This is a genomic window from Cylindrospermum stagnale PCC 7417 (genome assembly GCF_000317535.1).
Lineage (GTDB): Bacteria > Cyanobacteriota > Cyanobacteriia > Cyanobacteriales > Nostocaceae > Cylindrospermum > Cylindrospermum stagnale.
Genome location: NC_019757.1, coordinates 4,835,504 through 4,847,868 on the forward strand (window position 1 = coordinate 4,835,504; position 12,365 = coordinate 4,847,868).

Annotated in this window: 14 protein-coding genes; 7 read left to right on the plus strand and 7 right to left on the minus strand. The window is 43.6% G+C overall.

What is annotated here, in order from left to right:
• Positions 1-124 precede the first annotated feature (124 nt).
• Both CYLST_RS20270 and psaI read left to right on the plus strand, forming a co-directional pair.
• Entirely contained in the window at positions 125-2,875 is a 2,751-nt protein-coding gene (locus CYLST_RS20270) for a hypothetical protein (RefSeq protein WP_015209606.1), read from the plus strand.
• 111 nt (positions 2,876-2,986) lie between these two features.
• Positions 2,987-3,127 (plus strand): photosystem I reaction center subunit VIII, encoded by a 141-nt coding sequence (psaI, locus tag CYLST_RS33535; protein WP_015209607.1) that lies wholly within the window; start codon positions 2,987-2,989, stop codon positions 3,125-3,127.
• Between the two features lie 164 nt (positions 3,128-3,291).
• On the opposite strand, the gene CYLST_RS33540 is transcribed toward psaI, so the two are convergent.
• From CYLST_RS33540 to CYLST_RS20290, 6 genes are all read right to left on the minus strand, one after another.
• Complete coding sequence (locus CYLST_RS33540; RefSeq protein ID WP_015209608.1) at positions 3,292-3,411, minus strand: photosystem II reaction center protein J; 120 nt, start codon at positions 3,409-3,411, stop codon at positions 3,292-3,294.
• Between the two features lie 70 nt (positions 3,412-3,481).
• Positions 3,482-3,601 (minus strand): photosystem II reaction center protein PsbL, encoded by a 120-nt coding sequence (gene psbL / locus CYLST_RS33545; protein WP_015209609.1) that lies wholly within the window; start codon positions 3,599-3,601, stop codon positions 3,482-3,484.
• A gap of 9 nt (positions 3,602-3,610) precedes the next feature.
• Positions 3,611-3,748: a cytochrome b559 subunit beta gene (psbF, locus tag CYLST_RS20275; protein WP_015209610.1), complete on the minus strand. Its 138-nt coding sequence runs from the start codon at positions 3,746-3,748 to the stop codon at positions 3,611-3,613.
• Between the two features lie 9 nt (positions 3,749-3,757).
• A complete protein-coding gene (gene psbE, locus CYLST_RS20280; RefSeq protein ID WP_015209611.1) occupies positions 3,758-4,006 on the minus strand; it encodes a cytochrome b559 subunit alpha in 249 nt (82 codons plus the stop codon).
• Positions 4,007-4,109: 103 nt separating this feature from the next.
• Positions 4,110-5,132, minus strand: a complete 1,023-nt coding sequence (locus CYLST_RS20285) for a photosynthesis system II assembly factor Ycf48 (protein ID WP_015209612.1) — start codon at positions 5,130-5,132, stop codon at positions 4,110-4,112.
• A 217-nt stretch (positions 5,133-5,349) separates the two neighbouring features.
• Complete coding sequence (locus CYLST_RS20290; RefSeq protein ID WP_015209613.1) at positions 5,350-5,694, minus strand: rubredoxin; 345 nt, start codon at positions 5,692-5,694, stop codon at positions 5,350-5,352.
• Positions 5,695-5,891: 197 nt separating this feature from the next.
• Here CYLST_RS20290 and ndhC point away from each other — a divergent pair, with 197 nt between their 5' ends.
• From ndhC to CYLST_RS20315, 5 genes are all read left to right on the plus strand, one after another.
• Positions 5,892-6,254 (plus strand): photosynthetic/respiratory NAD(P)H-quinone oxidoreductase subunit C, encoded by a 363-nt coding sequence (gene ndhC, locus CYLST_RS20295; RefSeq protein ID WP_015209614.1) that lies wholly within the window; start codon positions 5,892-5,894, stop codon positions 6,252-6,254.
• Positions 6,245-6,982, plus strand: coding sequence for a photosynthetic/respiratory NAD(P)H-quinone oxidoreductase subunit K (ndhK, locus tag CYLST_RS20300; RefSeq protein ID WP_015209615.1), 738 nt, complete (start codon positions 6,245-6,247; stop codon positions 6,980-6,982). The genes ndhC and ndhK overlap by 10 nt, the downstream gene beginning before the upstream one ends.
• Positions 6,975-7,502, plus strand: a complete 528-nt coding sequence (locus CYLST_RS20305; RefSeq protein WP_015209616.1) for an NAD(P)H-quinone oxidoreductase subunit J — start codon at positions 6,975-6,977, stop codon at positions 7,500-7,502. The genes ndhK and CYLST_RS20305 overlap by 8 nt, the downstream gene beginning before the upstream one ends.
• Before the next feature lie 278 nt (positions 7,503-7,780).
• Positions 7,781-9,091: an ATP-binding protein gene (locus tag CYLST_RS20310; protein WP_015209617.1), complete on the plus strand. Its 1,311-nt coding sequence runs from the start codon at positions 7,781-7,783 to the stop codon at positions 9,089-9,091.
• On the plus strand, positions 9,069-10,625 hold the full coding sequence (locus tag CYLST_RS20315) for a tetratricopeptide repeat protein (RefSeq protein ID WP_015209618.1): 1,557 nt from the start codon (positions 9,069-9,071) through the stop codon (positions 10,623-10,625). The genes CYLST_RS20310 and CYLST_RS20315 overlap by 23 nt, the downstream gene beginning before the upstream one ends.
• Positions 10,626-11,156: 531 nt before the next feature.
• Here CYLST_RS20315 and CYLST_RS20320 read toward each other — a convergent pair.
• Positions 11,157-12,281, minus strand: coding sequence for a sulfate ABC transporter substrate-binding protein (locus tag CYLST_RS20320; protein WP_041233186.1), 1,125 nt, complete (start codon positions 12,279-12,281; stop codon positions 11,157-11,159).
• Between the last annotated feature and the right edge of the window lie 84 nt (positions 12,282-12,365).

Consider the following 12,365-nt stretch of genomic DNA (forward strand, 5'->3'; position numbering starts at 1 on the left):
CTGTTCACCGAAGGTGTGCCGGAGGCATCACCCCGAAGGGGAAAGTGCCGACACGAACAGTTGGAAACAGGAAGAAAATGCGGGCAATTGTTAGCAATTGTTAGCATTTTTGGATCGGAGTTCATTGCAAAATATTAATCGGCTGCTCTTCGGTTCGGGTATTACTCACATGGAACACTGGCAATTTCTGATTCAGAAACAGGGCGATCGCACTTGGCAGTCCCTGGAATCGCCAAATCTGAAAATTTTGGAAGGTAGGTATCGAGTTTTAGCTCGTTCTAACCTTCCCAATACAGATGTGGAAGTGCGGGTAACTCACTCCTCAACCCAAGAATTTCCCCCAAAGCGGCGAATTCTCAAGCGATCGCGTCGCACTAACTCAGAAGGACTAATGGCGGTAATTCCCTTTACCTTGCTTAAGCCAGGAATGTGGGAGTTGCGATGCTCTGGCGACTTGATGTCGGATATTTTCGGTAAATCCTGGCAATACAAAGTCCTTGTGCATGTCTTGCCTCAAGAATTAGATGGGCAGCTAGAAAAATTGGGCGGTGGAGATCAATCTGAGAATTGGCTCCCTGGACTGGCAGCTTCTCAGGAAGTTGAGTCAAATTTATCCGCTCACTCAGATGCTACAGATGTTGCAGAACCTGAAGAAATTACCCTAGAAACTATCTTTGGCCTAACAGACCTGGCAATTAATACAAGAAGTAACCCGGAAATTTCTCACCTGCCAACAGAAACCGCAGCAGAAGATGAAGATATAGTGATCAATCAACCTGTCAGCCCAGTTTGGCTCAAAGGTGAGACGGCAGAGCAGATTTTACAAAACTTAATAGATTTAGCTTTACCCACCAATGAACTCCTGCGCTCGGATGAAACGGTTGAGGATTTTCCAGCATCACCAGCACTGCCACTACTAGATCTGACCCTAAATCGGGAGAGCTACATCGCTCGTTGGGGTCAAGCTTTAACAATCAATGGGCACGTCGAACTAAGAGAAAACAGGAATCTGGAAGGTGAGACCTCATCCCCTGAGAGGCTTTGGGGGCTGCAACTAGAAATTGAATTGCGATCGCCCCAGGAGTCAAAGATTTTGACCCATGTCAGGCAACCATTACTAGATCAGGTATTGCCCTTCACCTTCAGCACGTCGATTGATATTCCTGCTGATGATGAATCCAAGCTGATTTTGGCAGATATTGATTTGTACGGTGCTCTCGCCGATGTTGAAGAAATTATCCTATTAGCCAGCCATTCTTTCACGATTACAGCAGATGTGACGGAATTACTGGCAATCACAGCCACAGCAAAATCTAGTGCAGCGGATCTGTTAGCTAAAAATAGTGTGTCACGGACGCTGCCTGCTACTTACACCGAACCAGAGCCGTCTGTTAGCCTCGATTTAGAACTTTTCAATTTGGTCAAAACCCTAAAAACATTTCAATCTCAGCCCCCGAATCCATTACCAAAGAAACCCCTGCCACCAGTAATTAACCCGCGAGTTCTGGTGTCTACGCTCAATAAATCAGCAGATGGATCTTGGCCGCAACTGCCGAAGTTGCCTGTGACTTCAACTAATGCGTTCGCGAACAGCGGGGCGCAGCCCATTGCTTCGACTGCTTTAATCGCAGAATCACCAACACAAAATGTGCCTGTAGAGAAGACTAGCGCGATGGGCTACGGCCCGCCTAAGGCGATCGCTACCATTAATCTGGAGCAGCTGGTGATCAAACCCCGGCGAGTGCCAATGCTCAACACCACCTTACCCTACCTGAGACGGCTACCAGCTTTACCGGATGAGAGCGAATTCGTAAATAGCGATGCGCCAGAGGACTACCAGCAGTTGGTAGCAATTGTAGATGAGGTTGAAAAGACACCCGAATTAGTCACAGGGGAGGCGCCATTACAGGATGAGTCTGTTGCTGAAGTAGTAGCTTCTGCAAATGCGGAATTCATCGATCAGTCTGTAGCCCAAGAACCTGCCCCACCAAGCGTGGAATTAATCACAGCTGACCCCCCATCACCCTTGCTCAGGAAGTGGATGCAAAGCCAAGGATACATCTTGCCAGAACCGATCAATGTGGAATACCAAGACGAGGCGCCAAGCCAGCAAGTAACTCCAACCATTGAGGCTGATTTGCTATTGAACCTAGATACTGAGATAGAGACACCGGGAGATGTGGATGTAGAAGATGAAGCACAAGAATTTTCTGAGCCACAAACTGTTGAGGTTGATTTGCCATTAAATCTAGATGCTGAAATAGCAACAGCAGAAAATGCGGCTGTAGAAGATGAATTGCCAGCACCCTCTGAGTCACCGGAGCAATTACCACAACTATTACCTCCGAGTCCTGTAAAGACATCTTCTGCTTGGTTGGCGCAAGAAATCGTTGTCGATGATATCTATAGCGAACTAGAAGATGAAGTTACCAACAGTCAACCCCCTGAAGAACGGCAGGAAGGACTTTCAGAATTATCCCGTCCCCTGCCGATGATTGGGGCTATCATCGAGTCTTTGCCAATTCCGCAACTGTATATGCCAGATGGCGAACTGATCGCTGGTACTTCTGTGAGAGTGCGCGTAGAACTGCCTGAGGTATCTTCGCAAGTTGTTGTTAAGTTATGGATTGAGGATTACCAAACTCGCGCGTTGCTAGACGGGCCTCATTTGCTGACAAATTTGCTACCTAACTCCTTGGGAGGGTTAGAAGTGATGACGCAAATAAGTATTCCCTTTGGCTGTTTGGAAATTCGCTTGGAGGCGATCGCCCTGGATATAGCCACCCAACAAGAAAGTCACAAAGTCACAATAGTCAGGACTGTGATTCCTCCTGATTTACCGACTTTGCCGCCGGATGAATTACTCGGTATGTGAGCACTCCTCTCGAGAGAGGCTGTGTTAAAAATCTTGAGAATTTCAAAAATTCGGGGAAATTTGCAGTAAGCTCATTTTGAATTGTAGTGTAACTTAACAGGAATCCTTTCTATGTCAGGTTCATTTTTGCCTTCTATCTTGGCTTATTCTTCATTTTTGCCTTCTATCTTTGTGCCTCTGACTGGTCTAGTTTTACCAGCAGTCGTCTTCGCCTTTTTCTTTGTATACATCGAAAGCGAAGATATTGCCTAATTAGGCAATAGGTAATTGGTAGCTTCACTTTTTACCAATTACCATTTTTCTTGAGTGAATAAAACAATACCGCCCATCTCAATGAGACAGGCGGTTTTTTCAATGCCGATTTCTAAACAAATGCTAGAAAATCCAAATTTTATGATATTCGGCTCCGGCTAGGATTATATCGAAGAACCGAGACCTGCATAGGCTCCGTAAAAGAAAATACCTACCACAGTTATGACACCCAACCCTGCGATCGTAGCGACGACCCACAGAGGAATTCTCCCACTTCCAGACACAGCTTTTCTCCTCCCTTAATAACTAATCAACACAAACTAAATCAACAAAAAGTAACAACTGTAGTTCCAGTTAGTTAAAGAAGTAACTAGAAAACAGAATCCCCAGCACGAAAACGAGTAATAGTCCCAGGTAGAGCGAAGTCCGGTTTAATTCAACCGGCTGATTATTTGGATTAGGCGATCTTTCCATGAGTTGCTCCTAGCGTTGAATAAACTGCATTGCGGCGATCGCGCCCAAAAAGAATACGGTTGGTACAGCTAAGGTATGAACTGCAATCCATCTAACCGTAAAAATGGGATAGGTAACTGGTTGATTGATATTATTACCGCTAGTCATGATTTCAAACTACTTTCCGATAAATTGGTCAACTTGCTTTTTAGCTTCAAAACGGTTCTTCACAATTGGCACTTCTTGCCGTGCTTGTGTGAAATACTGATCTGGTCTGGGTGTGCCAAACGTATCATAAGCCAGACCAGTGCTGACAAACAGCCAACCCGCAACAAACAAAGCTGGGATGGTGATGCTGTGAATTACCCAGTAACGAATACTGGTAACGATGTCCGAAAACGGACGTTCTCCGGTGGTACCTGCCATTTAAATCACTACCCTCTCAAAGACTATTATTGAGTTTATTATCCTACAAAGTTTAGAAAGAGTTACAAGTTGCAACGTCCTTCTCAGAAACTAGCATAAATACCTAAGCTGCCTCTGGTTGAGAAGCTGTTTCTACAGTGGGTTGGTATTTTAGCAAAACGCCGCGATCGCCAATAATAAATCCCTGATCAGGCTTCAAGAAAATAACCTTATAAAAATTAGCGGCTACTTCTTCCACTTCACGGTCTTTTTCCCAGGTTTTACCACCATCGGTACTCCGCAGCAAATTACCACTACCGCCACCGATCCAAATTTCATCAGGTGTGCGATATGCCAAATCCAGTAAACCCCAGCTAGTAGACAACTCAGGATATTTTGCTTCTAGCCACTCATCAGGTTTAGTGGTGTCGCTAAACTGAACTTGACCCCCCCGTGCTAACAACCACAACTGCCCATTGTCAGCAAAGCCCATATTTTCTAGCCGCTTAGAACTAAGGCGGTTATGGGGTACCCAAGCATTTTGTCCCGGTTCCCAAGTCGAGTAGAAACTACCCTTAGCAGAAACAGCAACATATTTACCATCAGCAGAACGTTCCAAGTTACGCACCACACCAACCGCAGCTTCCACCTGAGCCTTCCAATTTTTCCCGCCATCTGTGGTTTGATAGATTGCTCCCACATCAGTAGCCATCTCAGCTGTGTTCTCAGCCAGCGCCTTGATCACAATTGGATTACCGGGTAGCTTTTCGCTCAAGGCAATACGCGACCAATTACGACCTTCATCAGTAGTGTGTAGCAGCAGCGAAGGCTCTCCCGCAATCCAACCTTCTTTCCCAGCAAAACTTACTGAGTCAAAGCGATACCTGGCGTCATCCAATTCCAGATTTAAAGGTTTCCAAGTGTCTCCACCGTCATTTGTTTCCAAAAGGGTGGCATTACTACCAACTAAATAGCCATGCTGTGGATTATCAGTAAAGGCAATATCCAACAGCTTTGCCTCTGTAGGCACATTCACCACCTGCCAAGGGTTAGAACTGATAGAGGGGACTTTGCTACAACCTATACAAGCTAGGACTACTATCAACAGGGCAAACATTCTTTGCCAACTTCTCACAATTGAATGCATCAGTATTTCTTAGTCTTTTCTAAATTTTTGTCGGGGTTCTGTGAATGATCCGCTCTTGTACCATTAGATCAAGAGCGGCGTCTAGGGATTGAATACCCAGAGATTGCATTCTCAATCTCAGATTGTTAAAGGCCGCATTTAAGTCCCGATGAATTCTAAAAGGTATACCTGAATGGCAATAGCCGTCCTAGAGACTGGGTATAAAAGATAGCGGGTCTTATTGTAAGCCGTAGAGACTGATAAAAAACAAAAACCCAAGGGCCAAAGCACCAAAGATCAGAATGTTCTTTTGGGTTGGTGTCAGCGTGTTGACACCGAGACCGAAACCTAAATTTTCTTTGAAACCGGATGCTGTACCCGCAGGGCCGATGTTGGCAAAAGCGACCTTCTTGGCATTACAAACTGGACAGCGCCAATTTGCCGGTAGTTCTGCAAAAAGTGTACCTGAGACAATATCTTGCTTGTCATCTCCCTTCTCAGGTTCATAAACATAACCGCAGGAGCGACACTCGTAGCGGTCTAACTCTGGAGTCTCAACAGCTTGTTCAGCTTGTTCGCTCATGGCTAGCTCCTCGAAGAGGGGGGGAATATTAAATATACGTTACAAATTATGACATAACTGTTAGGCTTTTCTATCGCTACCAAAAACGAATCAAATACCTTCAGCGCGTCTGTTTCCCAGATTTCAGAAAAGGCAAAAAGATATAATGTAAAAGAACGTTACAGCCTTAATTACATCCTAAGCGGTAGATATTCATTGTGTTTGTCCTCAGCGGTTACGAGTATCTTCTAGGCTTTCTAATCATCTGTAGCCTAGTGCCTGCCCTGGCGCTCTCAGCGTCCAAGCTCCTACGACCCAGTGGTTCCAGCCCAGAACGGCGCACCACTTATGAATCCGGGATGGAACCCATCGGTGGGGCCTGGATTCAGTTCAACATTCGCTACTACATGTTTGCCCTAGTCTTCGTCGTCTTTGACGTGGAGACTGTGTTTTTATATCCTTGGGCGGTGGCTTTCCACCGTTTGGGGCTATTGGCATTTCTGGAAGCGCTAGTTTTTATTGCAATTCTTGTAGTCGCCTTAGTTTACGCATGGCGTAAAGGAGCTTTGGAATGGTCTTGAATTCTAACTTAACCACCCAGGATCAAGAGCGCATCATCAACCCCGTTGAGCGTCCGAAGGTCACTCAAGACCTTTCTGAAAATGTCATCTTGACTACGGTTGATGACCTCTACAACTGGGCGCGGCTTTCTAGTCTGTGGCCGCTGTTATTTGGTACAGCTTGCTGCTTTATTGAGTTTGCCGCTTTAATTGGCTCTCGCTTCGACTTTGACCGTTTTGGACTAATTCCCCGTTCTAGCCCCCGTCAAGCCGATTTAATCATTACTGCCGGGACAATTACCATGAAGATGGCACCGCAATTGGTGCGTCTTTATGAACAAATGCCTGAGCCGAAGTATGTGATTGCGATGGGAGCTTGCACAATTACTGGCGGGATGTTCAGCGTTGATTCCCCCACGGCTGTGCGTGGAGTTGATAAACTGATTCCCGTGGATGTGTACTTGCCTGGTTGTCCTCCCCGTCCGGAAGCGATTATCGACGCGATTATTAAGCTGCGGAAGAAAATCGCTAATGATTCAATCCAAGAGCGGGGTAACATCAAGCAAATCCATCGCTACTACAGCACAACCCATAACCTGAAGCCAGTGGAAGAAATTTTAACTGGTAAGTATTTGCAGTCAGAGACTCGCTACACACCACCAAAGGAATTGGCGGAAGCAATTGGTATGCCTATACCCCCGGCGCTGCTGACAGCAAAGACACAAAAGGAGGAAGAATACCGTGGCTGATGAAGAATCGAAAGTAGTCCCAGCAGCGGCAGAAGCTCTAGTCCAAGCCGGTATTGTTTCCCAGTGGTTGGCGGAAAATGGTTTTGACCATGAGTCTTTAGCACCCGATGCTAACGGAGTAGAGATTATTAAGGTGGCGGCTGATTTTTTGCTACCTACTGCTACAGCTTTGTATGCCTACGGGTTTAATTGTCTCCAGTTTCAGTCTGGCATTGACTTGGGGCCAGGACAAGATTTGGTGAGTGTTTATCACTTGATTAAAATCAGTGATAATGCTGATAGACCGGCAGAAGTGCGGGTGAAGGTGTTCTTACCACGGGAAAATCCCACGGTGCCTTCACTGTACTGGATTTGGAAAACGGCGGATTGGCAAGAGCGCGAATCTTACGATATGTACGGCATTATCTACGAAGGACACCCAAATCTGAAGCGGATTTTGATGCCGGAAGATTGGGTAGGTTGGCCGTTGCGTAAGGATTACATCTCGCCTGATTTCTACGAGTTGCAAGATGCTTATTAAGTAGTGCTGGGTGCTGTGTGTCAGCGGTGATTTTTTAACCCCTTTCCGGCGGCGGAGAGGGGTATTGTTTTTGAATGTCTCACGCAAAGGCGCAAAGGAAAGGTAGAAGTAGGTTGGGTTGAGGAACGAAACCCAACATGAGCGAGGATTTTTTAGGGGTAATGTTTTAAACGCAAAGGGACGGGGAGGGAAGCGCAGAGGAACACAGAGGAGGGATTTTTACTTCGGCAAGGATGCGCGATGATATGAATATATAGGACGTTATACAGTGATAGCCAATGTCTGAAGATTTATTAAAAGCGTTTCAGGAAGCATATCGAAATTTGGAACTGTTACCACTCAAATATCAGAATGACTTAGATAAATTCCGAGTGGATTATGGTAATGAGGTAATTGAAGAGTTAGAGCAATTAGTTGAAGACAGTCCTAATGGTGATGGCAAAATTATCTTCACGGGACATCGCGGTTGTGGTAAGTCTACATTGTTATATGAATTTAAAAGGCGATTGGATGATCGTTATTTTGTGGTTTCATTTTCTATTTCAGACACTATTGAAATGTCAGATGTTAACCATGTCAATATCCTTTTTGCTATTGCAGTCAACTTAATGTATGAGGCGGAAGCATGCCAAGTAGAAATTCCTAAATCTACAAAAGATTCTTTTTATAAGTGGTTTGCAACTCGAATTAAAACAGAAACTGAAACTTTAGATGCGGAAGCATCTACAGGTTTTGATTTGCTCAAATTGTTTAGAGGTGCGTTAAAAGTTAATGCTTCTGTTCGCAATGAAATCAAACAAGAATTTGAGCGCAAAATTTCAGATTTAGTCGCCCGTATTAATGATATCGCTAATGTAATTGAATTAAGTCTTAAAAATAAAAAAAAGGTTTTAGTGATTATTGATGATTTAGATAAACTAGAATTGGCAAGGGTTGATGATATTTATCGTGACAATATTAAAGCTTTATGCCTACCAGGTTTTAGGATTATTTACACAATACCTATCGCGGTTTTACGAGACAAGTTTCTCAGACAGCTGATTGAGACGGAGACTAATGACCAAATTGTAGTGATGCCTGTTTTAAAATTGTTTGAAAAGGCGCAAAGTCGTCAGCCTAACCCTCAGCCTCGTGCTGAAGCAAAGGATGTTTTATGTGAAATATTACAAAAGCGGATTGCCGATGAACTTATAGAACCGCAAGCGGCGGAGAAAATTGTTTTAAATAGCGGTGGTGTCTTGCGGGAGTTGATTAGAATTGCTAACGAATGTTGCCGAATTTGTCTGCGATTAATCCGGCGTAAACCTGGACAAATTGTGGTGATTAACGAGCAAATTTTGGATGAAGCAGTAAATAACATCCGTAATGATTTCGCTGTTCCTTTGGGTAAGGTTGATTATGCCATATTGCAAAATACTTATGAAAATTTTATGCCTGATGACCCCAAGGAAGCTGCATTTTTAGATTTACTACACGGACTTTATGTTTTGGAATACCGCAATCGTAAGAACTGGTATGATGTTCACCCAATTGTTGTAGAACTTTTGAGAGACCAGGGGTTGATAAATGGCAGCCAAGGAACTATTTGATGCTGATGATGAGCAAAATTTGGATGCTTATGATGATTTGATTGTGAGCATTCAAGCTAAAGAATCTGGTTTGAGTTTGCTAATAGCTGTTTGTGATGATGCTAATTTTCGTGATGAGATTATTGCTAAGTATGAAGCAGAATTACAGTCTAAATTTCGCCTTTATCGGGTGACATTGGCACGGGGTGAACCGAGTCTCAAGGCTGCTATTTACCAACTTGTACAAAGTGAAGAATATCTGCGTCAGGGAGGAAAGGCTGTCATAACTGTAACGGGTGCTGAACAGCTTTATTTTCTCAGAATGGGGGAGGAAAGGTCAGAACAAGAGATTTTCTTCGGTTATTTACAGTGGACGAGGGAAGCTATGCGCGATTTTCCTTATCCAATTGTTATTTGGGTGACTAACCAGATTTTGAGTAAATTGATTAAAAAAGCTTCTGATTTCTGGAGTTGGCGTGCTGGTGTATTTCACTTTGTTTCGAGAAAGAAGAATACTGTTTCTAGTAGAGAACTAGAACCCATACATTCTGTTTTAATTGAAAGTGAATTATCGGGTTTTGATGATGAAAATCCCTATTTTTTGCCGATAGAGGACTTAAGACAGTTTATCTACCAGAAGGAACAAGAGGGAATCAAAGATTCGAGTTTGGCTACTTTGTATTTCAGTCTGGGAAATATTTATAGAAGAAGGTTAGATAAGGGAGAGTATCAGGATTACAGAAAAGAACAAGAATTAGCAATTGAGTGTTTTAGCAAGGCTGTTGAAGTGCAAAAAGAATTAGATTTAGAGAAAGACTTAGCCACCAGCCTTAACAATTTAGCAGCACTCTACAAATCTCAAGGAAGATACAGCGATGCAGAACCCCTTTATCTGCAATCTTTAGAAATCAAAAAACGCCAACTGGGACAAGACCATCCCGATGTGGCAAACAGTCTCAACAATTTAGCAGCACTCTACGAATTTCAAGGACGCTACAGCGATGCAGAACCTCTTTATCTGCAATCTTTAGAAATCTTAAAACGCCAACTGGGACAAGACCATCCCGATGTGGCAACGAGTCTCAACAATTTAGCATCACTCTACAAATCCCAAGGACGCTACAGCGATGCAGAACCTCTTTATCTGCAATCTTTAGAAATCAGAAAACGCCAACTGGGACAAGACCATCCTAATGTGGCAACGAGTCTCAACAATTTAGCAATATTGTATGAAGCGCAAAATCAATATGCAGAAGCTGAAAATTTTTCTAAACAAGCGTTGGTGATATATCAAAAAAGTTTAGGCGAACAACACCCAGATACACAAAATGCAGCACTTACTGTAAAAATGTTGCATATAATGAAGCTTCTGTATTGCAATAAGGAAACATTGTTTGATGTTCTTAAATCTCTTGCACAACAAGCAGAGTTTCCCGCGTTTAATACAGAAGTATCGCTGGCAATGCTGGAAAAACTAGAGAGCAATCTTGATTTATTGTCAGACATTCGTGAAGCATTGCAGCAGCAAACAGAAGCATTAGATGAGGATACATAAAGATATTAATTGGCTGCTGCTGCGTCTCGTCTCTAGCGGCAGAGCCGCACTGATTGCATTCCCAGTCGGAGACTCTTAACGAGATTTTAAAAGGGTTTTTGCTTAAGTTGAGCGAATACCTTGTCTTTTATAATCTTGAATTGGGATGCGATGATTTTTTAGACTTCTAGAACTTAACGGACAGGAAGTAGCAAATATGGAGTATTGTTTGTGTGATTAAATGTCTTAATTTGTGCGTTAGGGAACGCACCCTACGGGTAGTAAGTAGGTGAAAAGAAATCAAACTATGTTTTGTAAAGTAAAAAATGTTGAAATTAGCTCGTAGTGAGTGGCTGCGTAGCGTCAACCACAGGAGATAGAGAGGGCTAAAGCCCTTACTACAAACCTTTAATTATTTACGTTGCTCTATTTATTTTGATGTTTTATATATATTGTAGGTTTTACTTGGGGTTGGGCGATCGCATTTTTTGATAAAAATCCCATGTAGAATTTTCGCTCTACTCAACCCAGGAGCTAATGGCAGCAAAGGTTTTAATCGGTTCGGCTGTGGATATATGCCTGTATTTGGTCAAAAACTCCGCCGTCTTTAAAGAATTTCTCTTGGACAGCACTCCAACCCCCTAATGTCTGAACTGTAAATAATTTGTTGATGGGGGGATACTTGCGGGAAAACTCCTGAACTAAGGTGGGGTTGAATGGTCGAAATCCAACTTTGGCAAATTCTCGCTGTGCTTCTGGGGTGTAGAGAAACTTTACAAAGGCTTCTGCTACCTGTCGTGTTCCCCGACGGTCAACATTTTTATCTACTACTGCAATGGGGTTGTCGATGGAAATATTGATTTGGGGAATTACGGAAAAGTTATCTTTTGCTAACCCTTCTTGGGAAGCTAGAATTAACTCGTTTTCATAGTTGATGAGTACGTCTCCCTGTTTGCGTCTGAGGAAGATGTCGGTTGCGTCTCGCGCATCTTTGGCTAAGACGTTGACATTTTCATAAACCCTAGTAACAAAGTCTAATGCTTGTGCTTCTGTTCCCCCGGTTTGGGTGACTGAACCCCAAAAAGCTAAGAAATTCCAGCGTGCAATCCCTGATGTTTTTGGGTCAGCAGTGACTACAGAAACCCCAGTATTACCTAAATCTGCCCAAGTGCGGATGTTTTTAGGATTGCCGGCACGGGTGACAATGACACCGATTGTACTGGTGACAATGCTATGATTTGGTGCTTCTTGCTCCCAACCTGGTTGGATTAAACCAGCTTTCTGAATGTGGTTGATATCTAGTGACAGTGCTAGATGTACTACATCGGCGGGGAGTCCATTGACTACAGCACTGGCTTGAGTACTGGAGCCAGCATTACTGAGCCGAAACCTGACTTCTTGGTTCTGTTCCTGCTGCCATTTGTGTTGAAATAGGGGAATGATGTTTGCATAAGCTGCTCGTGTGACGGCAAAGGAGACTATGTTAAGTTCAATGGGTTTGTTTTTTTGGCTCACCAGTTGTGTCTGGCTATTCAGGGATTGTTCTGCCAAGTCTGTATCTTTTTTGCAGGCAGAGATGAGTAGACAAAAACCAAGGCTGACTGCTAGCAGCATGGTAAAGGCTCGCTTGCTAGGTCGTTTCAATACTTGAGATAACTGAAATAGATGATTCAACATACCTGAGAGTGAGTATTTGCGCGTATTCCTCCAGGAATGCCAGTTACTTGATTGACGATACGACACAGAGAAATTCCTCAGCAA

Coding starts and splice junctions, on each gene's coding strand:
- psaI (WP_015209607.1), top strand. CDS start 2,987: ATGTCAGGTTCATTTTTGCCTTCTATCTTGGCTTATTCTTCATTTTTG.
- psbL (WP_015209609.1), bottom strand. CDS start 3,601: ATGGAAAGATCGCCTAATCCAAATAATCAGCCGGTTGAATTAAACCGG.
- psbF (WP_015209610.1), bottom strand. CDS start 3,748: ATGACTAGCGGTAATAATATCAATCAACCAGTTACCTATCCCATTTTT.
- psbE (WP_015209611.1), bottom strand. CDS start 4,006: ATGGCAGGTACCACCGGAGAACGTCCGTTTTCGGACATCGTTACCAGT.
- CYLST_RS20285 (WP_015209612.1), bottom strand. CDS start 5,132: ATGCATTCAATTGTGAGAAGTTGGCAAAGAATGTTTGCCCTGTTGATA.
- CYLST_RS20290 (WP_015209613.1), bottom strand. CDS start 5,694: ATGAGCGAACAAGCTGAACAAGCTGTTGAGACTCCAGAGTTAGACCGC.
- ndhK (WP_015209615.1), top strand. CDS start 6,245: ATGGTCTTGAATTCTAACTTAACCACCCAGGATCAAGAGCGCATCATC.
- CYLST_RS20310 (WP_015209617.1), top strand. CDS start 7,781: ATGTCTGAAGATTTATTAAAAGCGTTTCAGGAAGCATATCGAAATTTG.
- CYLST_RS20315 (WP_015209618.1), top strand. CDS start 9,069: ATGGCAGCCAAGGAACTATTTGATGCTGATGATGAGCAAAATTTGGAT.
- CYLST_RS20320 (WP_041233186.1), bottom strand. CDS start 12,281: ATGTTGAATCATCTATTTCAGTTATCTCAAGTATTGAAACGACCTAGC.